Source organism: Microbacterium sp. NPDC059771 (assembly GCF_042732495.1).
GTDB classification, from domain to species: domain Bacteria; phylum Actinomycetota; class Actinomycetes; order Actinomycetales; family Microbacteriaceae; genus Microbacterium; species Microbacterium sufflavum.
In genome coordinates this window covers 899,743-921,943 of record NZ_JBHWHK010000001.1, presented here as the reverse complement: position 1 = coordinate 921,943, position 22,201 = coordinate 899,743, and the positions used below count along the sequence as shown (strand labels likewise).

Sequence of the window (22,201 nt, the reverse complement as noted above, 5' to 3'; positions counted from 1 at the left end):
TGCCATGAACCGAGGAGTGCGCAGGACTCCGAGCGTGCCGGCGGCATGCTCGGACGCAGCGACCTAGGCGCCGTCCGACCCGGGACCCCCACCGGGAGCGACGCCGAGCCCGCGCTCCGCCGCGGATCACTCCGGAAGGACACGATGCGAACCGACGCGATTCGGTGGGGGAACAGATCTGTGCGCACGCTGGTGGCGCTGGCCGCCGCGGCCACGCTGGTCGGCTCTCTGCTCGCACCCCTGTCGGCGCCCTCCGCGCGCGCCGCCGGGACCGGGAGCGCAGCTCCCGACGGACGCACCGCCGAGACCGCCGCCGCATCGTGCTGGGAGATCAAGCAGAACGACCCCGATTCGGACGACGGCGTCTACTGGCTGGTCACGCCGACGCTCGTCGCTCCGCAGCAGTTCTACTGCGCTCAGGAGGAGTACGGCGGCGGATGGGTGATGATCGGGCGTGGCCGCGAGGGGTGGAGCGAGGACTACGCCGGGCAGGGCGCACCGACGCAGCTCGCCGAGACGCCGGACGGCCCCGGCGCCTTCACCCCGATCCAGCTTCCGGCGAAGACCGTGGACGGCCTCCTCGACGGGGGCCGGGTCGACAAGCTCGCAGACGGCGTGCGGGTGCACCGCGCCTCCTCGATCGACGGGACCTACGGTCAGGAGGTGCGCTTCCGCATCCAGCAGCGCGACCGCTGGACCTGGGCGCTGGGCGGCGCCAACCCCGTGCGCGACTGGGTGTTCGACGGCACGAGCGGCACCGGTGGGAGCACCCGGACCTTCGGGGAGGGTGACGGGTGGCATGTCTCGTCGTTCGTCCGCCGCTCGACGCACAAGAAGAAGGCGGGGTGGGCGTACGGCCGCACGGTGACCGGAACCGGCGACAGCTCGTCGTACCTGTGGGCTCCGGCGGGCGAGGGCTACGCGATCCCGTTCGCGCAGGTCTTCGTCCGCCCGAAGCTCCGGCTGTCCGATCTCTCGTTCCCGACGGCACCCGTCACCGGCACGCCCGCCGCAGCCGTGCGCGCCCTCCCCCGCAGCACCGCGATGAAGACGCAGTGGGGTGTGGCCCAGTCGGCGGAGGACGAGGACCGGAGTGCCGCCGTGCGCGCCTTCGGGCAGGCGGGCGCGAGCGTGTTCGTCGGCGGCGACTTCCGGTACGTGCAGCGCACCGAGTCGGGGATCGGTCGTGCGGAGCAGCCGTACCTCGCGGCCTTCGATGTGACGACGGGCGAATGGCTCCCGCGATTCCGACCGGACCTGGACGGCGAGGTGACCGCCATGACCACCCTGCCCGACGGTCGCCTGGCGATCGGCGGCCGGTTCACGACCGTCGACGGCGCGCCGCAACCGGGGCTCGCCCTGCTCGACCCGAGCACCGGCCGCCTGGCCGGCCCCCAGGTGACGGTGGAGCAGCGCGAGACCGCGCGCACACCGGCGGTGCTCGGCCTCGACGTGCACGGCGACGAGCTCTACCTCGCAGGGTCGTTCACCCACCTGTCCGCCGCGGACGCCGACGCCGCGACGCCCGCGCACAACGGCGGACGGATCGACCTCGCCACCGGCCTCCCCGACCCGGAGTGGAACCCCGATCTGAACGGCACCGCGCTGGCGGTCGACGCGTCCGACCTCGGCGACCGCGCGTACGTCGCCGGGTACTTCACGGCGACGCGCACCACCCCGACCCGGAGCGCGGCTGCACTGACGACCGCGCCGGGTGCCGCTCCGGTGTCTCCCCTATGGGCACCGGCGTTCAGCGCGACCGGAGTCCCTGCACGCGCCGTGGTGGAGACGGGCGGGCGCGTCTACCTCGGCTCCACGCGCCGCTCGATCGCCGCATACGACCACGCCACCTTTCGCGTGCTCACCGGGTCGACGGCCTCGGGCGGCTCCGACATCCGGAGCATCCTCGCCGCCGGAACGGTGGTGATCGGCGGCTGCGCGTGCGGGCGCTACACCTACCAGTACCAGGGTGAGACGCTGAAGCGGAAGACACGCAAGATGCGGGCGAGGGCGCTCCAGGTCGATCGCCTCGACGGCCTGGGCGCCTGGGATGGGGCCACCGGCGTCTTCCTCCCCGACTGGGCGCCGCGGCTCGGCTTCGCGGGTCACCTCGGCGTGCAGCGCAGCTTCGTCGACAGCGCGGGAGCGCTGTGGGTCGGCGGTGACCTCGACCGCTCGGTCCGCGCCGGCGGATCGACGCAGTGGTCGGGTGGCTTCGCCCGGTTCGCCCCGGGGGACAGCACGCCGCCCACCACACCGGGGCCGATCACCTCCACCCCGGTCGCGGGCGGCGAGCAGGCCGTGCTCACCTGGGGCGCGTCGACCGACACCACGGACGTCGTCTACGAGGTGCTGCGCGGGGACCGTGTGGTCGCCACCACCACGGCATCGACCTACACCGTGCCGATCACCGCCGACCCCACCGCGTACCAGGTCAGAGCGCGTGACACCGCGGGCAACCGATCGGCGGGCACCGCGGCCTTCGTCGTGCAGCCCCCCTCCCCGGCCGACCTCACGTTCATCGGCGACCGCGACACCTGGGCGTGGCGCTCCTCGGCGACCGCCCCTCCCTCCGACTGGACGACGCCGGGCTTCGACGACTCCTCCTGGCACACCGGGTCCGGACTGTTCGGCGCCGGGGTGCGGGGTGCAGCCACCACGCTCAGCCGTGGGGGCGGGCGACCGCTGAGCGCGCAGTTCCGCAAGTCGTTCGAGGTGCAGAACGCTGCCACCGTCACGAACGCACGCGTCTCCGTGATCGCCGACGACGGCGCCGTGCTCACACTCAACGGCACCGAACTCGGACGCATCCGCATGCCGGACGGACAGGTCACCGCGGACACACTCGCGACGCAGGCCGTCTCACCGCCCGAGGCGGCCGGGGGAAGGGTCGTGATCCCGATCCCCGCGGACGCCCTGAGCGAGGGCACGAACGTGCTCGCCGTCTCGGTGCACACCGCCGACCGTGCACGGCCCGCCCTCGGATTCGACCTGGCCCTCATCGGCGAGCGCGCTGCCCCACCGCAGCCCGTCACCGGCCTGTCCGCGACGAGCACCGCCGACACGATCGCCCTCACGTGGCGCGCCCCGGCCGGGGGCACGGCCCCGGCGTCGTACGTCATCCGCCGTGACGGGAAGCAGGTGGGCATCGTCGCCGCGCCGACCGTCGCGTTCTCCGACGGAGACCTCGCCGCCTCGGCGGGACACCGCTACACCGTGGTCGCTGTCGCGGCCGACGGACAGGCCTCGACCGCGGCGACCCTTCAGGCCAGCACCACGGCGGACGCGCCCATCGCGATCGCGAACGGTTCCGCGTGGTCATGGCGGTACACGAACGCCGCCCTCCCCGCCGGATGGAACACGCTCGGCTTCGACGCCTCCGGCTGGGCGACGGGCGCGGCGCTGCTCGGCCGGGGTGCGCGCGTCGCGACCGACATCGATCCCGGCCATCAGTCGCCCTCGCCGATCAGCGCCCAGTTCCGCCACGAGTTCACCGTCACCCACCCCGCCACCGTGCGAGACGGCACGGTCACGGTGATCGCCGACGACGGCGTGGTCGTGTATCTCAACGGCGTCGAGCTCGGCCGGGCGCGCATGCCGGGCGGCGCGATCGGCCAGAACACGTTCGCCTCGGCGTCGGCGGCTGCTCGGGGCGCCTCGGCACGCCGCGTCTCGTTCGTCGTTCCCGCCCGCCTGCTGGTGAAGGGCACGAACGTGCTCGCCGCCTCGGTGCACGCGAACTACCGCACCACGCCGGATCTGAGCTTCGACCTCGCCATGACCATGGCTCGCGGCTGACCTCACGCCGCACCCCGCCCCCCATCAGGAAGGAACAACAATGACCAGAAGCACGCAGAGGGGCTCCGCCCGCGCGGGCGCCCTCGTGGGGATCGCGACGGTCGCGGTCCTGGCGGGCTCGCTCCTGGCGCCACTCGGCGCCTCAGCGACCGAGAACGCGCTCGACGCGAACGCGCCCGTCGAGAACGCGGCGACCGAGAACGCGCCGACCGAGAACGCTCCGGTGGCGGGCGCCAGCGCACCGGACGGGCTCACCCCGGAGACCGCGGCCGCCTCCTGCTGGGAGATCAAGCAGAACAACCCCGGGTCGGCGGACGGGGTGTACTGGTTGGTCACGCCCACGCTCGTGGACCCGCAGCAGTTCTACTGCGACCAGACCACCCTCGGCGGAGGCTGGGTCATGATCGGCCGCGGACGCGAGGGGTGGAAGGAGAACTACAACGGCGTGGGAACGCCCGAGCAGATCACCACGACACCCTCGGGGACGGCCGCTTTCGCGCCGGCACAGCTGCCGGCCAAGACCGTCGACGGGCTCCTCGACGGCGCCCGTCCCGACCAGCTCCCTCCGGACAGCATCCGCGTGCACCGCGCATCGGCCGTCGACGGCAGCCGGTGGCAGGAGGTTCGCTTCAGCCTCGCGCGCCGCGACCGCTGGAACTGGACCATGGCCGGCGGCAACCCGATCAAGGACTGGATCATCGGCGGCTTCACCGGCACCGGCGGCTGGACGGGTGCCGTCGGCTGGGGCGGCCCCTCACAGTCGGGCTTCGGGCACGACACGGGATGGAACGGCTCCTACTTCGCCCAGCGGCAGTCGCACCGGTACCTGATGGGCTGGTCGTACGGCGCCGAGATCACCGGGCAGGACACCCCGACGTCGTACCTGTGGGCCCCGGCGGGCGCCGGCTTCGCGATCCCCTTCGCGCAGATGTTCGTACGGCCGCAGCTGAAGCTCGCCGATCTCGACTTCGGTACCGTGCCCGCCACGGGCACGGCCGCCTCGACGCTGCGTTCGATCCCCGACAGCAACGCCCAGCGCACCGTGTGGGGTGTCTCCGGCCTCGCCAACGGCAAGGACGGGGAGCTCAACGTCGAAGTCGCGGAGTTCGGCCAGGTCGGGAACACCGTGTTCGCCGGAGGGAACTTCCGGTATGTGCAGCAGTCACGAGACGGCGCCGGACGGGTCGAGCAGCCGTACCTCGCGGGCTTCGACGTGAACAGCGGACAGTGGGTGTCGACGTTCCGGCCGCAGCTCAACGGACAGGTCAAGGCGATCGCCGCACTGCCGGACGGACGCGTGGCCATCGGCGGCCAGTTCACCCAGGTCGACGGCACCCCTCAGGTCGGCCTCGCGTTCCTCGACCCGGCGACCGGCCGGCTCTCCGGGCCGCAGGTGGCCGTGCAGAGCCGCGCCGTCGGTGCCGTGCCCTCGGTACACGACCTGGACGTGAAGAACGGCTACCTCTACGTCGCCGGAGCCATGACGCATCTCACGGCCGTGGGCTCGGGAAAGAGCGCGAGCGCCTGGAACGGTGGTCGCATCCTCCTGTCCACCAGCACCCCGGACACGAACTGGAACGCGAACCTGAACGGCACGGCCATCGCGGTAGACGCCTCGGATCGCGGTGACCGGACGTACTTCTCCGGCTACTTCACGCGGAAGCAGACGACGTCGACGCCGAGCGCCGTCGCGCTGCAGACCGTGGCCGGCGCTCCGCTGGTGTCGCCGCTGTGGGTGCCGACGTTCAGCGAGGCGACCATCGACGCGAACGGCAACTATCAGGGCTACATCTGGCAGAACGGGGTGACCGAGGTCGGCGACCGCGTGTATCTCGGCGGCTCGCAGCACTCGCTGTTCTCCTACGACCGCTCCACTTTCCGGCTGGTCGGCGGCTCGATCGCGCACGAGGGCGGCGACATGCAGACCGTCGACGACAACGGGTCGGTGGTCATCGCGGGCTGCCACTGCGGCGACGAGGTCTACCAGGACAAGTACCTCAAGCGGGAGATCACGGAACCCTGGACAGAGGTCGACAAGATCAACCTCGCCGGAGCCTGGGACGCGGCGACCGGACACTACATCCCCGACTGGTCCCCCGTGGTCCGTTCGCGTGCGGGGCAGGGCGTGTGGGGCTCGTTCTTCGACAGCACCGGAACGCTGTGGGTCGGCGGCGACCTGACCGACTCGATGCGGGCGGGTGGCGTGAACCAGTGGTCGGGCGGCTTCATCCGCTTCGCCCCCCGCGACAGCACCGCGCCGACGACACCCGGTCCGATCTCCGCGACGCCCACGGCGAGCGGGGATCAGCAGGTGCTCACGTGGGGCGGCTCCACGGACGCCGGTGGCGGGCTCGTGTACGAGGTGCTGCGCGGCAACCGCGTCGTGGCGACCACCACGGCCGCGACCTATACGGCACCCGTCACCGCCGAGCCGACGAACTGGTTCGTGCGGGCGCGCGACGCGGTGGGCAACCGGTCGGCCAGCACGGCCGCGTTCACGGTCGAACCCGCTCCGGCGTCGGCGCTGACCCTGATCGGCAACGGCGACACGTGGTCGTGGCGGTCATCCACGGACCCGCTCCCGTCGACCTGGTCGGAGGCCGACTTCGACGACGCGGACTGGACGGTCGGCCGGGCACTGTTCGGCCGCGGCATCAGCGGCGCCACCACCGACCTCGATCCGTCCGACGCCGCGACGAAGCCGGTGAGCGCGCAGTTCCGGAAGAGCTTCGCGGTGCAGGACGCCGCCTCGGTGGTCGACGGCACCGTCTCGGTCATCGCGAACGACGGCGTGATCCTCTACCTGAACGGGAAGGAGCTGGGGCGCGTGCGGATGCCGGACGGCACCCCGACGCAGAACACGACGGCGACCGCGGTGGTCTCGCAGAAGACCGCGTCGGGAGCGAGGTCCGTGTTCTCGGTACCGGCGGGCGCCCTCGTCGACGGCACCAACGTGCTCGCGGCATCGGTCCACGCCAACTACCGGGCGACACCGGACCTCGGCTTCGACCTCGCCTTCACGGCACGGCGCTCCACCGCGCCGGGCCCCGTGACCGACCTCACGGCCACCGCCACCGCGGATTCGGCGACACTGTCGTGGACGGCGCCGGCGAGCGCGAACACGGCCGCGTCGTATGTGATCACGCGGGCTGGGAACCAGGTCGGAACCGTCGCCGCGCCGGAGACGGCGTTCACGGAGACGGACCTCGCGGCCTCGACGGCGTACGAGTACGGTGTGACGGCGGTCGGCGCGGACGGCGAAGCCTCACCGGTCACCGCCGTCACCGCCACGACGACCGCGACGGCCCCCGACCCTGTTCCGGATCCCGACGCGGGCGGCGACCAGAAGGCCGATCCCGATCAGGACGCCGCTCCCGACGCCGATCCGGCGGCCGACGCGGTGACCGTCGCCGAGGGCTCCACCTGGTCGTGGCGCTCCTCGACCGAGGCGCTCCCGGCCGACTGGAACGCCGTCGGGTTCGACGACTCGGACTGGAGCACGGGTGAGGCGCTGTTCGCCCGGGGCGTGACCTCCGCGACCACCGACCTCGGCGCGGGCGGTGACACCGCACCGCTGAGCGCCCAGTTCCGGCACACCTTCACCGTGGACGACCCGGCGGCGGTGCACGACGGTTCGGTCACGGTGGTCGCGGACGACGGGGTCGTGCTCTACCTGAACGGGGTCGAGCTCGGGCGGAGCAATCTTCCCGACGGCGCGATCACCGCGGAGACGTACGCCACGGCGGCGCCCCGGGCGACGACCGCGGCGGCCCACCGCGTCACCTTCACCGTTCCGGCGAAGCTCCTCGCGAAGGGAGAGAACGTGCTCGCGGCATCGGTGCACGCCAACTTCCATCTCTCCCCGGACCTGAGCTTCGATCTCGGGCTGACCATGCCGCGCGGCTGAGGTCACGACCAGAGGGCGTCCTTCCCGATCCGATCGGGGAGGGCGCCCTCGTCTGCTCAGTTCGCGACGCCGAGCAGGCTGCGTGCCATCCGGGCCACGTGCGGCGGGGTGTGCGGACCGAGCCAGACCGTCCAGTGCTCGGGCGGCTCCGTGCAGGTCCACTCGACGCACCACGCATGCACGGCACTCGCCAGCCGCTCGCCGCGCGCATGAGCCCTGATCCCCTCGTCGCGGACGAGCCAGCGCACGGAGACACCGGCGGGGGCATCGATGTGCCGGCGCGGAAGATGAGCGGCGGCCTCCAGCAGGATGACGCCCTGCGCGTCCCCCGGCAGCCGCGCCGCGATCCCGGCGATGACGCCCGCGTCCGCCGCATCGCCGGCCACGAGCACCACCCCCACGAGGTCGTCCCAGTCGGGGTCGTCCCGGTGCTCGCACGCGCTGCTCATGAGACCACCATAGGTAAGGATACCCTTACCTATCAAGACCCCACCGGGCTAGCGCGCACAGCCATCGCCGTCAACAGTGTTGTCGGCCGTCGTGGACCCCGCGAGGCTGAGGGCCGTGAGTAGGAGTTCCTCGGATCGACCCGCCCGCGCCGGGCGTACCGCCGCGGCCGTCGCCGGGCTGCTGATCGCGGCACTGCTGTCGGGCTGCGGGATCACGGTGCCCAGCGACCCCGACGGCACGTTGAACGCCGTGACGGGCGGCGAGCTGCGCGTCGGGACCTCCCCCGACGGAGACCTCGTCGAGTTGTCCGGCGACGAACCACGAGGACCCGTCGTCGACCTCGTCGACGGCTTCGCGGCGCACCTCGACGCCGAGACGACCTGGACCGTCGCGTCGGAGGAGACCCTCGTGCGCATGCTCGAGCAGGGCGACCTCGACCTCATCGCCGGCGCCATCACCCCGGACACCCCGTGGATCGACAAAGCAGGAGTCACGCGCGGCTACCCCGGCATCGACGGCGCCGGCGACCGCGAGCTCGTGATGCTCGTGCCGCTCGGGGAGAACGCCTTCCTCTCGTCGCTCGAGTCGTACCTCGACCGGAAGGTGGGGTCGCCATGACGACGACCGGGCAGTTCGGACGGACGACCCTCCCGGACGAGCAGCAGCGCGCGATCCGGAAGGCGGTGCGGTGGGAGGTCTTCACGATCGTCTACACCTCGGTGACGATCGCCGTGATCGCCCTCGTGGTGGGCGAGTCGCAGGCCATGCGCACCGCGTGGATCGAGGACATGCTCTCCCTCATCCCGCAGGTGGCGTTCCTCACCGCGCTGCTCTTCGTGCGCCGCCGCCCCACGCGGAAGCACCCGTACGGGCTGCACAGGGCGATGGGCGTCGGTCACCTCGTCGCGGGTGTCGCCCTCCTCGCCGTGGGCCTCAACCTGGCCATCGAGGCGGTCACGGGCCTCATCTCCGGCGAGCACCCCACCATCGGCACGGTGCAGCTGTTCGGGCAGACCATCTGGCTGGGCTGGCTGATGGTCGCGGTCATGGTCGTCGTGATCGTCGGACCCGTGTTCTTCTACGGACCGGCGAAGTCGAAGCTGGCACCCGTGCTGCACAACAAGCTGCTCTACGCCGACGCCGACATGGCGAAGGCCGACTGGCAGACGACGGTCGCCTCGATCGTCGGCGTGCTGGGGGTGGGCATCGGCATCTGGTGGCTGGACGGCGCTGCCGCCCTGTTCATCTCGCTCGGCATCATCTGGGACGGCTTCCGCAACACCAGGACCGCGATCGTGGATCTGATGGACCAGCGCGCCCGCACGTACGACAGCAAGAACCCGCACCCGCTCGCGGGCGACATCGTGTCGTATCTGCGCAGTCGTCCGTGGGTCGCCGAAGCCGCCGTGCGCATGCGCGATCAGGGTCAGGTGTTCCACATCGAGGCCTTCGTCGTGCCGCGCCGGGGCAAGGTCACCACGCACGACCTGTCCGCCGCGGCCGCCGGCATCACCGATCTCGACTGGAAGGTGCAGGACGTCGTGATCGCCCCGGTGGAGAAGCTGCCGGACGAGGCGGACCCCGGGCGATGACGGACGGCGAGCTGTTCCCGGGGTTCACGGAGGAGGTCGTGCGCACCGGCGCCTCCGACGTCTTCGTGCGGCACGGCGGCTCCGGGCCCCCCGTCGTCCTGCTGCACGGTCACCCGCGGACCTCCGCCACCTGGCATCGCGTGGCCCCGCTCCTGGTCGAGCAGGGGTTCACCGTGATCTGCCCCGACCTGCGCGGTTACGGTCGCTCGCGCGGACCCGCGCCCACGCCCGACCACTCCGCCCACTCGAAGCGGGCGGTGGCGGAGGACGTCCGCGGCGTCGTACGCCACCTCGGCCACGAGCGCTTCCACCTCGCGGGGCACGACCGGGGCAGCTACGTCGCGCTGCGTCTCGCCCTCGACTCCCCGGAGGCGGTCGAACGCGTCGCGCTGCTGGACTGCCTCCCGCTCACGGAGCACCTCCGGCGCGCCGACGCCCGCTTCGCGACGCGGTGGTGGCACTGGTTCTTCTTCGCGCAGCCCGACATCCCCGAGCGCGTGATCGGGGCCGACCCGGAGGCGTGGTACGCACCCAAGGCGGATCCGGAGACCATGGGCGCCGCGAATCATGCGGAGCTCGTCCGCGCCGTGCACGACCCGTCCGTCGTGCGCGCGATGCTCGAGGACTACCGAGCCGGCCTCACGATCGACCGCGCGCACGAGGAGGCGGACGCCGCCGCGGGGCGCCGCCTGCGGATGCCCGCGCTCGTGCTGTGGTCGACGCGCGACGACCTGGAGGACCTCTACGGCGACCCGGTCCGCATCTGGCGGGCCTGGGCCGACGACGTGCGCGGGCACGGCATCGAGAGCGGCCACCACATGGCGGAGGAGGCCCCGGCACCCCTCGCCGCGGCGCTGGCCGCCTTCTTCGGCGCCACCCCCGCGGCGCGGACGTAGGCTGGAGGCATGACCTCACCCGTCTCCGACACCATCACCATGTTCGGCGCCGACTGGTGCCGCGACTGCATCCGCACCAAGAAGCAGCTCGACGAGCTGGGCGTCGCGTACACGTACGTCGACCTGGTCGCCGACCCCGCCGCCGCGGACATCGCGAAGGACATCTCCGGTCGCACCAACATCCCCGTCGTGGTGTACCCCGACTCGACCCACCACGTCGAGCCGTCGAACGCCGACGTGGAGTCGAAGCTGCGCGAGCTCTCGCTCATCTGACCGGCCCCATCGCGCCGCTACACTGGCGCGATGAGCACCGAGGCTCGACCCGACCGCGCCCCCACCCGGCTGTCCCCCCGCACGATCGCGCTGTACGCCGTGGGCTCCGTCGGCACCGGCGGCTACGCGACGCTTCCCGGCCTGGTGCTGACCTACTTCCTCACCGACAACCTCGGCGTCGCCGCCCTCGCGGCCGGCCTGATCGTCACGCTCGCGAAGGTGTGGGACGTGCTGATCGATCCGCTGATCGGTGCCGCGTCCGACCGGCAACTCGCCCGTACCGGCTCTCGCCGAGGGTTCATGGTGGTCGGCGCCGTCACGCTCCCGGTGTTCTTCGCCCTCACCTTCGCGGTGCCGCCCGCCTGGGGTCCCGTGGCCGGGGCGCTCTGCGTGCTCCTTGCCTTCCTCGCGACGGCGACCGCGTTCAGCCTGTTCCAGGTGCCCTACGTCGCGCTGCCCGCCGAGCTGACGTCCGGCTACGACGAGCGCACGCGACTGCTGGGCTGGCGCGTGGTGGTGCTGACGGCCGCGATCCTGCTGTTCGGTGCCGGTGGTCCCGCACTCCGGACGGCCGCGCCCGACCCGGTCGCCGGGTATCTGCTAATGGGCGTCGCGGCGGGACTCGCGATCGGCGTCGGCATGCTCATCGCCTCGCGCACCGCCGCCGCGACCGGCGACGACCCCGCACGGCCGCGGGACCCCGCGGCATCGTCGGCGTGGCGGGAGCAGTACCTGTCCGGGTTCCGAGCGCTGCGCCGCAGTCAGCCGTTCCGCGCCCTGCTCGCCACGTTCCTGCTGCAGGCGCTCGCGACCGGCACGATGCTGGCCGGGGCCCAGTACGTGGCGACGTGGGTCCTGCGCTCGGAGGACGCGGTCACTCTCGTGTTCGTCGCCCTGGTCGGCCCGGCACTGCTGGCGACGCCCGCGTGGACGGTGGTCGCGCGGCGCCTCGGCAAGGAGCGGGCTTTCGCGATCGCCAGCTGCCTGTTCCTGCTGGCCGCGCTCTCCCTCGTCGCCGCGGTGTGGTCGCCCGGCGGGTGGATGTACGCCGCGGTCGCCGTGGCCGGCATCGCGTACGCGGGCCTGCAGTCGCTGCCGATGGCGATGCTGCCCGACGTGATCTCGCACGACGAGCGGTCGAGCCGACCCGGACAGGCCGGCACGTTCACCGGCATCTGGACCGCGGGCGAGACGGTGGGCTTCGCGCTCGGAGCCACCGCCGTCTCGCTCACTCTGGCCGCGACGGGCTACGTCTCGACCGTCGCCGGGGAGGCGGTCGTGCAGCCGCCCGCCGCGATCACCGGCATCGTGCTGAGCTTCAGCGTGCTGCCCGCCGCACTCATGGCCGCGAGCCTGGCGACCCTCCGGCGCTACCGGCTGCGCCGGGAGGACATCGAGGCGCTGCAGACCACCGACGCCTAAGCTGGGACCGTCCGAAGGAGACGCCGATGACCCCTGCGCGCACGACAACGCCCGACTCCGACGCCACCGCCGCGACGGCCCCCGCCTCTCCCCCGCTGGGCGAGGGCGAGCAGGAGCGGTTCGACACCGCGATCGAGGAGCTGCACACCGGGACGCAGCTGTGGGCCGCGCTCACGATCGCCCAGCGCGCGACGCTGCTGCGACAGGTGCGCACGAGCGTCGCCGCGACCGCGGAGGACTGGGCGCGCACCGCCGCCGCCTCCAAGGGCCTCGACGCCCGGCACCCGCTGCGCGGCGAGGAGTGGCTCAGCGGTCCGTACAGCGTGCTCGGCGCGCTCGACGCCTCCATCGCCACGCTGACCCGCCTGGCCGATGGACGCAACCCGCTCGACGGCGTGAAGGTCGACCGCGCGCCGGGCGGCCGCGCTCGCGTGCACGCGTTCCCGCTCACGGGGATCGACCGCTTCCTGCTGTCGGGCTTCACGGGCGAGGTGTGGCTGCGGCCGGGTACAACGCCGAACGCCGCGCGGGCCAGGGCGGGACTGGCGCAGCGCACGCCGGCGCGGTCCGGCGGCGTGGGGCTCGTGCTCGGCGCCGGCAACGTGACCTCGATCCCGGTGCTCGACGTGCTGTATGAGCTGCTGGCGCACAACCGCACGGCCCTGCTCAAGGTCAATCCCACGCAGGACCCGCTGGTGCCGGTGTACAAGCGCGCGCTCGCCCCGCTGATCGAGCCCGGCTTCCTGCGGATCATGCGCGGCGGCCCGGCGGCGGGCGCCTACCTCACGCAGCACCCCGGGATCGCGCACGTGCACATCACCGGATCGGCCGCGACCTTCGACACGATCGTGTGGGGCCCCTCCTCGGGCGAGGGCGCCGCGGCGACGAAGCGGCGGCGGCGTGAGAACCGCCCGCTGCTGAAGAAGCCCATCACGGCCGAGCTCGGCGGCGTCTCCCCCATCATCGTGGTGCCCGGCCCGTGGACCGACGCCGACATCGCGTACCAGGCGGAGCACATCGCCACCATGCGGCTGCAGAACAGCGGGCACAACTGCATCGCCGGTCAGGTCGTGATCCTGTCCGCGGACTGGGACCGCGCCGACGCGTTCCGTGCCGCCCTGCGCCGCGCGTACGCCAACGCACCGGAACGCCCGACCTGGTACCCGGGTTCGGCGTCGCGGATGCAGACGGCCACGGACGCCTACCCCGACGCGCTCGTGCTCGGCGACCGCCTGCTCGTCGAGGTCGACGGCGACGACGACGCCACGGCGCTGGAGAACACCGAGTACTTCGCCCCCGTGCTGGGCGTGGTGAGCCTGCCGGGCACGGGACAGGCGTTCCTGGACGCGGCGGTCGCGCACGCCAACGAGAAGCTGCAGGGCACGCTCGGCGCCAATCTGCTGATCGACCCGGCGACCGAGAAGGCGCTCGGCAGCGGGTTCGACCGGGCGCTCACCGCGCTGCACTACGGCTCGATCGCGATCAACGGCTGGACGGCGTTCGGCTTCATCACGCCGACCCTCACGTGGGGTGCGTTCCCCGGCAGCACGATCGACGACGTGGGCAGCGGCATCGGCGTGGTGCACAACGCGCTGCTGCTCGACGACGTGGAGCGCTCGGTGCTGCGCGGCCCGTTCCGCCCGTTCCCCCGCTCCCTGCCGGTCCTGAACGGTGGCGGACGGCTGACCATCCTCCCGAAGCCGCCGTGGTTCGTGTCGGCCCGCACGGGCGCGGAGGTCAGCGAGGGCCTCACCCGGCATCGGGCGAACGGCGGTGTCGGCGGGCTGCTGGCGACGCTGACGAAGGCCCTGCGCGCCTGACGCCGCGGGGTCAGGCCTCCGCGCGGAACCGGTCGGTCGCGGCGCGGAGCGCGGCGCTGATGCCGGGCTCCGTGGCCGCGTGACCCGCATCGTCGACCACCACAAACTCGGCCTCCGGCCACGCGCGGTGCAGATCCCACGCGGTCATCATGGGCGTCGCGACGTCGTGCCGACCCTGCACGATCACGGCCGGGATGTGCCGGATCGCGTCGACGCCCGCGATCAGCTGTCCCTCGTCCCACCAGCCGCCGTGCACGAAGAAGTGGTTCTCGATGCGCGCGAACGCGGTCGCCCGGCGCGGATCCGACATCGCCGCGATCTGCTCGGGGTCGGGGCGCAGCGTCACGGTCGCGGCCTCCCAGGTCGACCACGCGATCGCGGCGGGCACGTGCACCGCGGGGTCGGGGTCGAACAGACGCCGGTGGTACGCCTCGATGAGCCGCGAGCGCTCCAGCACCGGGATCGGGGCGATGAACCGCTCCCACAGGTCGGGGAAGAGCGCCGCAGCCCCGCCCTCGTAGAACCACTCGAGCTCGGCGCGGCGCAGGGTGAAGATGCCGCGCAGGACGAGCTCGGTCACCACCTCCGGATGCGCCTGGGCGTAGGCGAGGGCGAGGGCACTGCCCCACGAGCCCCCGAACACCTGCCACCGCGGGACGCCGAGGTTCTTGCGCAGCAGCTCGAGGTCGGCGATCAGGTGGGCCGTCGTGACGTGCCGCAGATCGGCGTCGGGCTCGCTGGCCGACGGGGTGCTGCGTCCGCACCCGCGCTGGTCGAGCAGCACGATGCGGTAGGCGTCGGGGTCGAAGAACCGGCGCTGCCACGGCGACGTGCCACTGCCGGGGCCGCCGTGCAGGAAGACCACCGGCTTGCCGTCGGGGTTGCCGCTGACCTCCCAGTACACGCGGTGGCCGTCGCCGACGAGCAGCTCGCCCGTGTCGTACGGCTCGATCGCGGGATAGAGTCCCTCGGTGTTCGTCATCATCGGCCCCCCAGCCGGTCGTGCAGTCGTGCGATCTCCACGGTAGCGGAGCGGTCGCCGCCGCCCGGGATCTACGGGTCGAGCTGGTCGGCGGGCAGCGTGAAGACCTGCCCGCACGCCTCGAGTCCGTTGGCGTAGCCCTCCGCGAACCAGCGCTGCCGCTGCTCGCTCGAGCCGTGCGTCCAGCTCTCCGGGTTCACGAAGCCGGACTGCTCCTGGATGTGGTCGTCACCGACAGCGAACGCCGCGTTGAGGGCGTCGACGCGCTGCTCCTCGGTCGACGGCTGCAGGTACGGCACCCCGTTCGGATCCGTGCTCTTCGACATCTGTCCGATCCACGCCCCCGCGTAGCAGTCGGCCTGCAGCTCGGTGCGCACCCCGTTGCTGCCGGGACCCGTGCCGTTGTTCGGGTACTGGTCCATGACCCCGGTGATGTACTGGATGTGGTGGCCCCACTCGTGGCCGACGATGTAGAGCTGCGCGAGGTTGCCGGCGGTCGCCCCGAACTGCTGCTGCATGAGCTGGAAGAACGTGGGGTCGATGTAGACCGTCTCGTCGCCCGGGCAGAAGAACGGACCGACGGCGTTCGACGCGGTGCCGCAGGCCGTGGGGGTCGAGCCGTCGACGACGATGAGCTGCGGGGCACGGTACCCCTCGACGTGGTCCTCCCAGAACGCATCGAGCGCGAGCTGCGATCCGGCCATGCGGCAGTCGACGTCGGCGTTGGCGTCGGCCCCCGTGTCGCAGTTCTCGATCACCGACCCCTCGGCGGGACCGCCGCCACCGCTCGGTGCCCCTCCGCCGACGAGTCCGGACAGGTCGATCCCCAGCAGCGGACCGGCGATGAGGGCGAGCAGGCCGAGGACGCCGATACCGGTGCCACCGGCGATCGCAGCCGTGCGTCCGCGACGGCGCGTGGTGTTGCCGGAGAGGTCGGCATCGGGATTGAACGTCATGCGTCGAGGGTACTCCGCGCACCCCCGCGCCGACGGTCGTAGGCTCGGGTCATGACCACGACGATCACCATCACGGGCGCGGGCGGACAGATCGGCTACGCGCTGCTGTTCCGCATCGCGGCGGGCGACCTCCTGGGTCCCGACGAGCGGGTGCGGCTGCGGCTCCTCGAGATCCCGCAGGGCCTCGGCGCTGCGGAGGGAGCCGCCCTCGAACTGCAGGACGGCGCGTTCGACCTGCTCGAGCACGTGGAGGTGACGGACGACGCGGCGGTCGGGTTCGACGGCTGCGACCTCGCGCTGCTCGTCGGCGCGCGCCCCCGCGGCCCCGGCATGGAGCGCGGCGACCTGCTGGCGGCGAACGGCGGCATCTTCGGCCCGCAGGGAGCGGCCATCGCCGCGAACGCCTCGCCGGACGTGCGGGTCACGGTGGTGGGCAACCCCGCCAACACCAACGCGCTGATCGCCGCGGCGGCCGCGGACGGGGTGCCGGCCGAACGCTTCACGGCGCTCACCCGGCTCGACGAGAACCGGGCGAGGGCGCAGCTCGCACAGACCCTCGGCACGCCCGTGCGCACGGTCCGGCGCGTGCCGATCTGGGGCAACCACTCGGCCACGCAGTTCCCCGACGTGTCGCACGCGACGGTCGGCGGGGAGCCGGTGCAGGAGGCGCTGGCGCAGATCGTCGGGGACGTGCCGACCTGGCTGGAGCAGACGTTCATCCCGCGGGTCGCGAAGCGCGGTGCGGAGATCATCGAGGTGCGCGGCTCCTCCTCCGTGGCCTCCGCGGCGAGCGCGACCATCGACCACGTGCGCGACTGGGTGCGCGGCACCGACGACTGGACCTCCGCCGCGGTGGTGTCGCACGGCGAGTACGGCGTGCCCGAGGGGCTCGTGTCGTCGTTCCCCGTGCGATCGGTCGACGGCGAGTGGCGGATCGTCGAGGGTCTGGAGCTGAGCGACTGGGCGCGGCGCCGGATCGACGCCTCGGTCGCCGAGCTGCAGGAGGAGCGCGAGGCGGTGCGGGCGCTCGGGCTGCTCTGACGGCCCTGGGGCGCATGGGGAGTTCTGCCCATCGCCGCGTTCGTGCCGCCCCGGTAGATTTGCTGCGGACGGGACACCGTCGAGGAGGGGCGACGACATGGCACAGTGGGACGATCTGCATCCGGGGCGCGGGGTCACGAGCGCGGTGAACGACGCGGCGACGCGCGTGAGCAACCGCAGCACCGGGACCGAGACGGTGCGCTCCGCGCTGGCGAACGCCGCGACGAGCACCACCGACGAGGTGTGGGCGGGTGACGCCGGTGCGGCCTTCCGGACCTCGCTCACCAAGCCGCAGAACCTGTGCACCGAGCTGACCACCGAGTTCGCGGCCGTGCAGTCGGCGCTCACGGCCTACGCCGCCGAGGTCGACCGCATCCGCGCCGCGACCGCCGCCGCCCACCAGGCGTATGCGAACGGCTACGCGACGTGGAAGGCCGCCGAGGCCGAGGAGAGCCCGTTCCCGCTCTCGACCTACACGTTCAACGCCCCCAGCCCCACGCTGCAGCCGGGCCTGTGGGTGCCGAGCGGCACCACCGCGGGCCTCGCCGACATGCGGCAGGCCGCGAACCAGCTCAAGGCCCTCGCCACGCAGCGCGAGACCGCCGACAGCACGCTGGTGGCCGCCCTCGCCCCGCCGGCCTCTCCGCGCTGGGACGCCATGCAGTCGGCGCTGAGCTTCGCGGGCATCGACGACATCGACGACCTGAACTACGACAACCTCGGCGACGCGTTCGCGAACGTGGCGGACGAGATCGCCGAGGGCGACATCACCGACGAGAACCTGCAGGCGATGCAGGACTTCTTCGACGTGTGGGGCGACGACACGTTCGTCATGTCGCAGTTCTTCCTGGAGGTCGGCGGCGAGAACACCGTCTCGATGATCGACAACCTCGGCGACGCCGTCATGGTGGACGGCCTGGCCGGTGCGACGGCGCTCGCCCTGGCGACGTCGATCCGCGGCGGCCTGTCGACCGGATCCCAGATCTGGATGGAGTCGACGTCGAAGGACTTCGCCGAGAGCATGCTCACCGGCGCCTCGTCGAGCGTGGGCGGCGCGGTCGCCGCGATCGGCTTCCTGTTCTCCGACGAGAAGAACCACCCGCTCGGGGTGAACCTCACGGTGGCGATGGCCGACGAGATCGATCGCATCGAGCGCGACCCCGCCAGCATGCTCTACGGGGGCTGGACCGACTTCTCCCCGAACGCGGGCGGCCGCACCCTGGCGTTCCTGGAGGGCGAGCAGACCGGACTCGACGGCAACCGCGTCGACGATCTGGCCGGGCGCATCTTCTCGACCCTCGGCACCTACCCCGACGCGGCCCTCGACTGGCTCACCTCCACCGAGAACGACCCGTTCGGCGACGGCGACCTCGGCGACGGCCGCATCGAGTACTGGTTCGGTGAGCGCGACTGGAGCGCGAACTCGTCCGGCGACGGCTTCGAAGGGCCCGGAGCTCTGTGGGCCGGCGCGCAGCAGGCCGCGGGAGGCCCGGCCGATGCGACCCACACGTACAACCCCGAGACGTGGCAGCGCGTGGCGGAACTCACCACCCAGGTCGTGCGCGAGCTCACCGGCAACGAATCGTTCCTGCCGGAGAACCTCACGAGCATCGGCCAGGTGCGCGTCGCCGAGGGCATCTCGGTCGCGATGCCCTACTTCTCCGAGGCCATCAGCGAGAGCGACCCGGCCGCGGGAACCCGTCCGTACTTCGAGAACCTGCTGATCGGGACGGACGACCCGCGCGCGATCCCCGATGTCACGCAGGCGCAGCTCGCGCAGCTCCTCGGCACGGCCGCCTGGAGCGACGGGGAGACGCCGTCCGCCGGTGCCGCGGTCATCGCCCAGTCGGTGCAGCAGTACCAGGACGCGCTCATCGCGATCGCCGACCTGGCGCCCGCCGACAGCGCCTTCAAGGCCGACGCCCTGGAGCGTGTCGTGGAGCTGCAGGGCTGGCTCGACGGCTCCCCGGCCGGAGCCGCCCTCGGCGAGGCGACCCGTCACGACGAAGCGGTCCAGGCCGCGATCGACGGAGTGGGCACCGTGGTCGGCCTGATCCCGATCCCGGCCGTGGGCGACGTCCTCGTGGCCGGCGGGAGCGTGGTGATCGATGTGGCGCAGAGCGCCGTGATCGGCGGAGTCTCCGACTGGGGCTCCGGACAGGCGACGGCGGCGTGGGCGAACTCGCACGAGGCGCTGCTGGAGGCTCAGGCCGACGCGGCGAACGGCCGCGAGATCGCGACCATGGAGACCATCGAGCAGATGCTCGTGGACCTGGGAATGACCGAGGGCCTCTCGGCGGGGCAGGTCGACGACCTCGCCCGCGAGATGTTCGCCGACTACCAGCGCGGTGTCGAGGCCAACACCTCGTGGGCGGAGGGCACCTGATGCGGCGGTCCGGCGGCTGGGCACTCATCCTGATCGGGGGGATCGCGCTCGTCGGCTGCACGCCCGCCGCAGCCGCTCCGCGCGCCGTCTCCGCGGAGCCGTCGGCACCCTCCGGCGACCCCCGACGCGACCCCACCGAGACCTACTCCCCCGACGATGTGAAGGTGCCGTGATGACCGATCTCCAGTTCGACTCCGAAGCCGTCGGCGCGACCGGCGGCACGCTGCAGAGCACCGCATGGGCCATGAGCCTCGACGTGGACCTCGCACTCGGCGCGTGCGGCAGCTCCGCCGTCTCCGCGGCCGCCGACACCTGGGCGATGTGGGCCAAGGGCACGCTGCTGCAGCTGCAGAGCATGACCGCGGGTGCGGGCGTGGTCGCCCGCGATGCCGCGACCGCGTTCGAGACGCAGGAGGCCGAGATCACCAGTGCCGCGAACGGCGGCACCCCGTAACCTGCGGGGCGCGTTCGCTCAGCGCCAGCGGATCGCCTGATCCGCGTCACCGCCGCTGGAGGTCCACAGCTCCTGCAGTCCGGTCTTCCACTCGTCCGCGACACCCGCCGACTCGGCGCTCGCCGTGAGCTCCACGACCTGGTCGTCGTTCCGCGTCACCTTCAGCTCGACGCTGCTCACGGGAGCATCGGCGGCGGTGACACCGTCCCACCCGGCGAGGGACGCGAGGAACGCCGCCTGCTGGTCGAACCCGTCCGCGGCGATCGCGCCGAGGCCCCAGTCACCGGTCCACGAGCTCTCGCCCTGTCCGTAGAACCAGACGGCGACGGAGGTGTAGTCCTCGGCGTCGTCCTGCGCGAGCACGAGATCGCGCACGCCCTGCAGCACCTCCGCGGAGTCGTCCTCGGACAGCCCCGGATCGGTCGCGACCACGACCTCGACGCTGTCCACGCGCGCGGTGTCCACGCCGTCGATGCCCTCCAGTTCGGCCGCGAGGTCGCCGCGCCGCTCGTCCTCCGATGGGGCGCATCCGGCCAGCAGGAGGAGCGAGGCGGACGCGAGAAGGACAGCGGTGAGGCGACGCATGACCCCTATTCTGGTCGGGCTCCCGCCACGGGTGCAAAACCGGACGCCCGGCGGGCGCCCGCAGGGCACAGATCGGGTCGCGGACAGGGCACAATGGAGGACGGAGGTGCGCGATGAGCGAGACGATCGAACCCACGACGGCGGCATCCGTCGACGAGGCCCTGACGAGCCCGCTGCATCTGCCGCACGCGGCCGCCGAGTGCCCCAAGTGCTTCACCGAGCTGCAGGCGAACCGCAACTTCTGGCTCGCCCGGCCCGATGGCTCCCGCCTGGTCGGCCTCGTCGTCTCCCGCGACGACATGCCCTCGGTCGTGGAGCAGCGCGCCGACCTCACCCGCTTCGGCGTGCCCATCGAGGGCTTCCGCCATCCGGCCCCGGACATCCTGGAGAGCTGGAGCGACCGGATCGCCCGTCTCATCGGCACCCTGCACGCCGGTGACGTGCTGGTCGTCGCGACGATCGCCGCGCTCGGCCGCGACAGCGAGGAGGGCGCCCGCACGGTCGCCGAGCTGCGCCGCCACGGCATCATCGTGAAGGTGCTCAACCACAACGCCCGGCATCTGGCCGACGCGGCCGCGGCCCTCCGCTGAGCAGACCTCGACCCCTGGACGTCCGGACGTCCAGGGGTCGAACTCTGCGCGGTGCGGGCCGCCGACGCGGTCAGGAACTCGTGCTCACCGCTGCGCGACCGAAACGCGACGAGCGTTCAGCGCCACCACGACGAGAACAGGCTGTTGCCCCACGAGGAGACCTGCTGCGGCGAGTATCCCGAGTTCTGCACGCTGGGCGCTCCGGCCCAGGAGTTGCCCTGCAGCACGTTCTGCACGACGTCGTTCGACGCCCACCAGTTCGACGATCCGTTGGGCTGACCCCACCCGTCGCCGTAGGAGCTGCCGTAGCCGTAGCCGCCGTCGTACCCCTGGCCCCAGCTGTACGTGTTGCCGGAGCCGAAGTCGTAGCCTCCGTAGCCGTCATCGGCCGAGGCGGGAGCCGCGAACGCGATCCCGCAGGCGACCGCGACGGCTCCCGACGCCACCGCCAGCTTTCCCCAGCGCGCGAACCGCCGTCCCTTGTCGTTGCTCTTCATCGTCGTCTCCATGATCTCTTCCTTTCCCGCTGCGGGCAGGATGAAGCCTCGAAACGATGATGCTTTCCGAAACGCCAGCCCCCCGTCAGCGTGTTTCGGAAGTCACGGTATGCACGGGTCATGCGCATGGCAATATGCCGACGCGGGTGACGCGGAGCGTGCCGCATCCGTCCTCGTGCGGGGTCGGGGACAGCGCCCGGAGACGCAGAAGAGGGGATGCCGGATCGGCATCCCCTCTTCTCGCTGAGGCGTTACTGGCGGATCTGCGCCGCGAGCTGCTCGTCGGTCGACTGCAGCGACTGGGCCGCCACGTCGAGGAAGCGGGCCATGCCCTCGATGCCCGCGATGGTCGCGGTGGCACCCTGGTTGAACTGCGCGTACGAGGCGTCGAACGCACCCGAGGCGGACGTGGTCACGAAGCCGCCCGAGACGAGCTGCGACACGTAGGCGCGCAGGTTCTTGAGCTGGGTCTCGATGTCCTGCTGGCCCGTGCGGAGACGGCCAGCAGCGTCCTTCATGTCGGCGTAGCTGACTTTGAGGTTCGTCATTGGT

At 72.2% G+C, this 22,201-nt stretch carries 19 protein-coding genes; 13 read left to right on the top strand and 6 right to left on the bottom strand.

Annotated elements, in window-relative coordinates; translation table 11 throughout:
• Positions 1-180 precede the first annotated feature (180 nt).
• Together ACFV3I_RS04365 and ACFV3I_RS04360 are read left to right on the top strand one after the other, a co-directional pair.
• On the top strand, positions 181-3,798 hold the full coding sequence (locus ACFV3I_RS04365; RefSeq protein ID WP_136037105.1) for a fibrinogen-like YCDxxxxGGGW domain-containing protein: 3,618 nt from the start codon (positions 181-183) through the stop codon (positions 3,796-3,798).
• 40 nt (positions 3,799-3,838) lie between these two features.
• Entirely contained in the window at positions 3,839-7,705 is a 3,867-nt protein-coding gene (locus tag ACFV3I_RS04360) for a fibrinogen-like YCDxxxxGGGW domain-containing protein (RefSeq protein WP_247638305.1), read from the top strand.
• 56 nt (positions 7,706-7,761) lie between these two features.
• Here ACFV3I_RS04360 and ACFV3I_RS04355 read toward each other — a convergent pair whose 3' ends face one another.
• Positions 7,762-8,154: an SIP domain-containing protein gene (locus tag ACFV3I_RS04355; protein WP_136029336.1), complete on the bottom strand. Its 393-nt coding sequence runs from the start codon at positions 8,152-8,154 to the stop codon at positions 7,762-7,764.
• A gap of 115 nt (positions 8,155-8,269) precedes the next feature.
• Here ACFV3I_RS04355 and ACFV3I_RS04350 point away from each other — a divergent pair, with 115 nt between their 5' ends.
• Genes ACFV3I_RS04350 through ACFV3I_RS04325 form a run of 6 tightly spaced genes read left to right on the top strand, consistent with a single transcriptional unit; the run spans position 8,270 to position 14,158 of the window.
• Entirely contained in the window at positions 8,270-8,773 is a 504-nt protein-coding gene (locus ACFV3I_RS04350; protein ID WP_240745425.1) for a hypothetical protein, read from the top strand.
• Complete coding sequence (locus tag ACFV3I_RS04345) at positions 8,770-9,747, top strand: cation transporter (protein ID WP_136029334.1); 978 nt, start codon at positions 8,770-8,772, stop codon at positions 9,745-9,747. Before ACFV3I_RS04350 ends, ACFV3I_RS04345 begins: the two co-directional genes overlap by 4 nt.
• Positions 9,744-10,643, top strand: a complete 900-nt coding sequence (locus tag ACFV3I_RS04340; RefSeq protein ID WP_136037103.1) for an alpha/beta fold hydrolase — start codon at positions 9,744-9,746, stop codon at positions 10,641-10,643. Before ACFV3I_RS04345 ends, ACFV3I_RS04340 begins: the two co-directional genes overlap by 4 nt.
• A gap of 9 nt (positions 10,644-10,652) precedes the next feature.
• Positions 10,653-10,916, top strand: a complete 264-nt coding sequence (locus ACFV3I_RS04335) for a glutaredoxin domain-containing protein (RefSeq protein ID WP_136029330.1) — start codon at positions 10,653-10,655, stop codon at positions 10,914-10,916.
• 30 nt (positions 10,917-10,946) lie between these two features.
• Positions 10,947-12,338: an MFS transporter gene (locus ACFV3I_RS04330; protein WP_136037102.1), complete on the top strand. Its 1,392-nt coding sequence runs from the start codon at positions 10,947-10,949 to the stop codon at positions 12,336-12,338.
• A gap of 26 nt (positions 12,339-12,364) precedes the next feature.
• Positions 12,365-14,158 (top strand): aldehyde dehydrogenase family protein, encoded by a 1,794-nt coding sequence (locus ACFV3I_RS04325; RefSeq protein ID WP_378822438.1) that lies wholly within the window; start codon positions 12,365-12,367, stop codon positions 14,156-14,158.
• A gap of 10 nt (positions 14,159-14,168) precedes the next feature.
• On the opposite strand, the gene pip is transcribed toward ACFV3I_RS04325, so the two are convergent.
• Positions 14,169-15,143 (bottom strand): prolyl aminopeptidase, encoded by a 975-nt coding sequence (pip, locus tag ACFV3I_RS04320; protein WP_378803324.1) that lies wholly within the window; start codon positions 15,141-15,143, stop codon positions 14,169-14,171.
• 68 nt (positions 15,144-15,211) lie between these two features.
• Positions 15,212-16,096: a neutral zinc metallopeptidase gene (locus ACFV3I_RS04315; RefSeq protein WP_136029324.1), complete on the bottom strand. Its 885-nt coding sequence runs from the start codon at positions 16,094-16,096 to the stop codon at positions 15,212-15,214.
• A 51-nt stretch (positions 16,097-16,147) separates the two neighbouring features.
• Between ACFV3I_RS04315 and ACFV3I_RS04310 the strand changes: the two genes are divergently transcribed.
• The 4 genes from ACFV3I_RS04310 (at position 16,148) to ACFV3I_RS04295 (ending at position 19,977) form a co-directional block, all read left to right on the top strand.
• On the top strand, positions 16,148-17,137 hold the full coding sequence (locus tag ACFV3I_RS04310) for a malate dehydrogenase (protein WP_136037099.1): 990 nt from the start codon (positions 16,148-16,150) through the stop codon (positions 17,135-17,137).
• Positions 17,138-17,234: 97 nt separating this feature from the next.
• A complete protein-coding gene (locus ACFV3I_RS04305) occupies positions 17,235-19,523 on the top strand; it encodes a hypothetical protein (RefSeq protein WP_136029320.1) in 2,289 nt (762 codons plus the stop codon).
• On the top strand, positions 19,523-19,696 hold the full coding sequence (locus ACFV3I_RS04300; protein ID WP_378822437.1) for a hypothetical protein: 174 nt from the start codon (positions 19,523-19,525) through the stop codon (positions 19,694-19,696). Before ACFV3I_RS04305 ends, ACFV3I_RS04300 begins: the two co-directional genes overlap by 1 nt.
• The gene (locus ACFV3I_RS04295) at positions 19,696-19,977 is read left to right on the top strand and encodes a hypothetical protein (protein ID WP_136029318.1); all 282 of its coding nucleotides are present in this window, start codon (positions 19,696-19,698) and stop codon (positions 19,975-19,977) included. The genes ACFV3I_RS04300 and ACFV3I_RS04295 overlap by 1 nt, the downstream gene beginning before the upstream one ends.
• Positions 19,978-19,995: 18 nt before the next feature.
• On the opposite strand, the gene ACFV3I_RS04290 is transcribed toward ACFV3I_RS04295, so the two are convergent.
• Positions 19,996-20,562 carry a hypothetical protein gene (locus ACFV3I_RS04290; RefSeq protein ID WP_378822436.1) on the bottom strand — a complete coding sequence of 189 codons (567 nt, stop codon included), beginning with the start codon at positions 20,560-20,562 and terminating at the stop codon, positions 19,996-19,998.
• A gap of 113 nt (positions 20,563-20,675) precedes the next feature.
• Between ACFV3I_RS04290 and ACFV3I_RS04285 the strand changes: the two genes are divergently transcribed.
• Complete coding sequence (locus ACFV3I_RS04285) at positions 20,676-21,152, top strand: recombinase family protein (RefSeq protein WP_136029314.1); 477 nt, start codon at positions 20,676-20,678, stop codon at positions 21,150-21,152.
• A gap of 116 nt (positions 21,153-21,268) precedes the next feature.
• Here ACFV3I_RS04285 and ACFV3I_RS04280 read toward each other — a convergent pair whose 3' ends face one another.
• Positions 21,269-21,661: a hypothetical protein gene (locus tag ACFV3I_RS04280; RefSeq protein ID WP_136037097.1), complete on the bottom strand. Its 393-nt coding sequence runs from the start codon at positions 21,659-21,661 to the stop codon at positions 21,269-21,271.
• Positions 21,662-21,900: 239 nt separating this feature from the next.
• Positions 21,901-22,197, bottom strand: a complete 297-nt coding sequence (locus tag ACFV3I_RS04275) for a WXG100 family type VII secretion target (RefSeq protein WP_017204355.1) — start codon at positions 22,195-22,197, stop codon at positions 21,901-21,903.
• Between the last annotated feature and the right edge of the window lie 4 nt (positions 22,198-22,201).

Excerpts from the sequence above, each read along its gene's own strand:
- ACFV3I_RS04295 (WP_136029318.1), top strand. The coding sequence starts at position 19,696 with ATGACCGATCTCCAGTTCGACTCCGAAGCCGTCGGCGCGACCGGCGGC.
- ACFV3I_RS04280 (WP_136037097.1), bottom strand. The coding sequence starts at position 21,661 with ATGGAGACGACGATGAAGAGCAACGACAAGGGACGGCGGTTCGCGCGC.
- ACFV3I_RS04360 (WP_247638305.1), top strand. The coding sequence starts at position 3,839 with ATGACCAGAAGCACGCAGAGGGGCTCCGCCCGCGCGGGCGCCCTCGTG.
- ACFV3I_RS04345 (WP_136029334.1), top strand. The coding sequence starts at position 8,770 with ATGACGACGACCGGGCAGTTCGGACGGACGACCCTCCCGGACGAGCAG.
- ACFV3I_RS04290 (WP_378822436.1), bottom strand. The coding sequence starts at position 20,562 with ATGCGTCGCCTCACCGCTGTCCTTCTCGCGTCCGCCTCGCTCCTCCTG.
- ACFV3I_RS04275 (WP_017204355.1), bottom strand. The coding sequence starts at position 22,197 with ATGACGAACCTCAAAGTCAGCTACGCCGACATGAAGGACGCTGCTGGC.
- ACFV3I_RS04285 (WP_136029314.1), top strand. The coding sequence starts at position 20,676 with ATGAGCGAGACGATCGAACCCACGACGGCGGCATCCGTCGACGAGGCC.
- ACFV3I_RS04335 (WP_136029330.1), top strand. The coding sequence starts at position 10,653 with ATGACCTCACCCGTCTCCGACACCATCACCATGTTCGGCGCCGACTGG.
- ACFV3I_RS04355 (WP_136029336.1), bottom strand. The coding sequence starts at position 8,154 with ATGAGCAGCGCGTGCGAGCACCGGGACGACCCCGACTGGGACGACCTC.
- ACFV3I_RS04310 (WP_136037099.1), top strand. The coding sequence starts at position 16,148 with ATGACCACGACGATCACCATCACGGGCGCGGGCGGACAGATCGGCTAC.
- ACFV3I_RS04305 (WP_136029320.1), top strand. The coding sequence starts at position 17,235 with ATGGCACAGTGGGACGATCTGCATCCGGGGCGCGGGGTCACGAGCGCG.
- ACFV3I_RS04330 (WP_136037102.1), top strand. The coding sequence starts at position 10,947 with ATGAGCACCGAGGCTCGACCCGACCGCGCCCCCACCCGGCTGTCCCCC.
- ACFV3I_RS04340 (WP_136037103.1), top strand. The coding sequence starts at position 9,744 with ATGACGGACGGCGAGCTGTTCCCGGGGTTCACGGAGGAGGTCGTGCGC.
- ACFV3I_RS04300 (WP_378822437.1), top strand. The coding sequence starts at position 19,523 with ATGCGGCGGTCCGGCGGCTGGGCACTCATCCTGATCGGGGGGATCGCG.
- ACFV3I_RS04315 (WP_136029324.1), bottom strand. The coding sequence starts at position 16,096 with ATGACGTTCAATCCCGATGCCGACCTCTCCGGCAACACCACGCGCCGT.
- pip (WP_378803324.1), bottom strand. The coding sequence starts at position 15,143 with ATGATGACGAACACCGAGGGACTCTATCCCGCGATCGAGCCGTACGAC.
- ACFV3I_RS04325 (WP_378822438.1), top strand. The coding sequence starts at position 12,365 with ATGACCCCTGCGCGCACGACAACGCCCGACTCCGACGCCACCGCCGCG.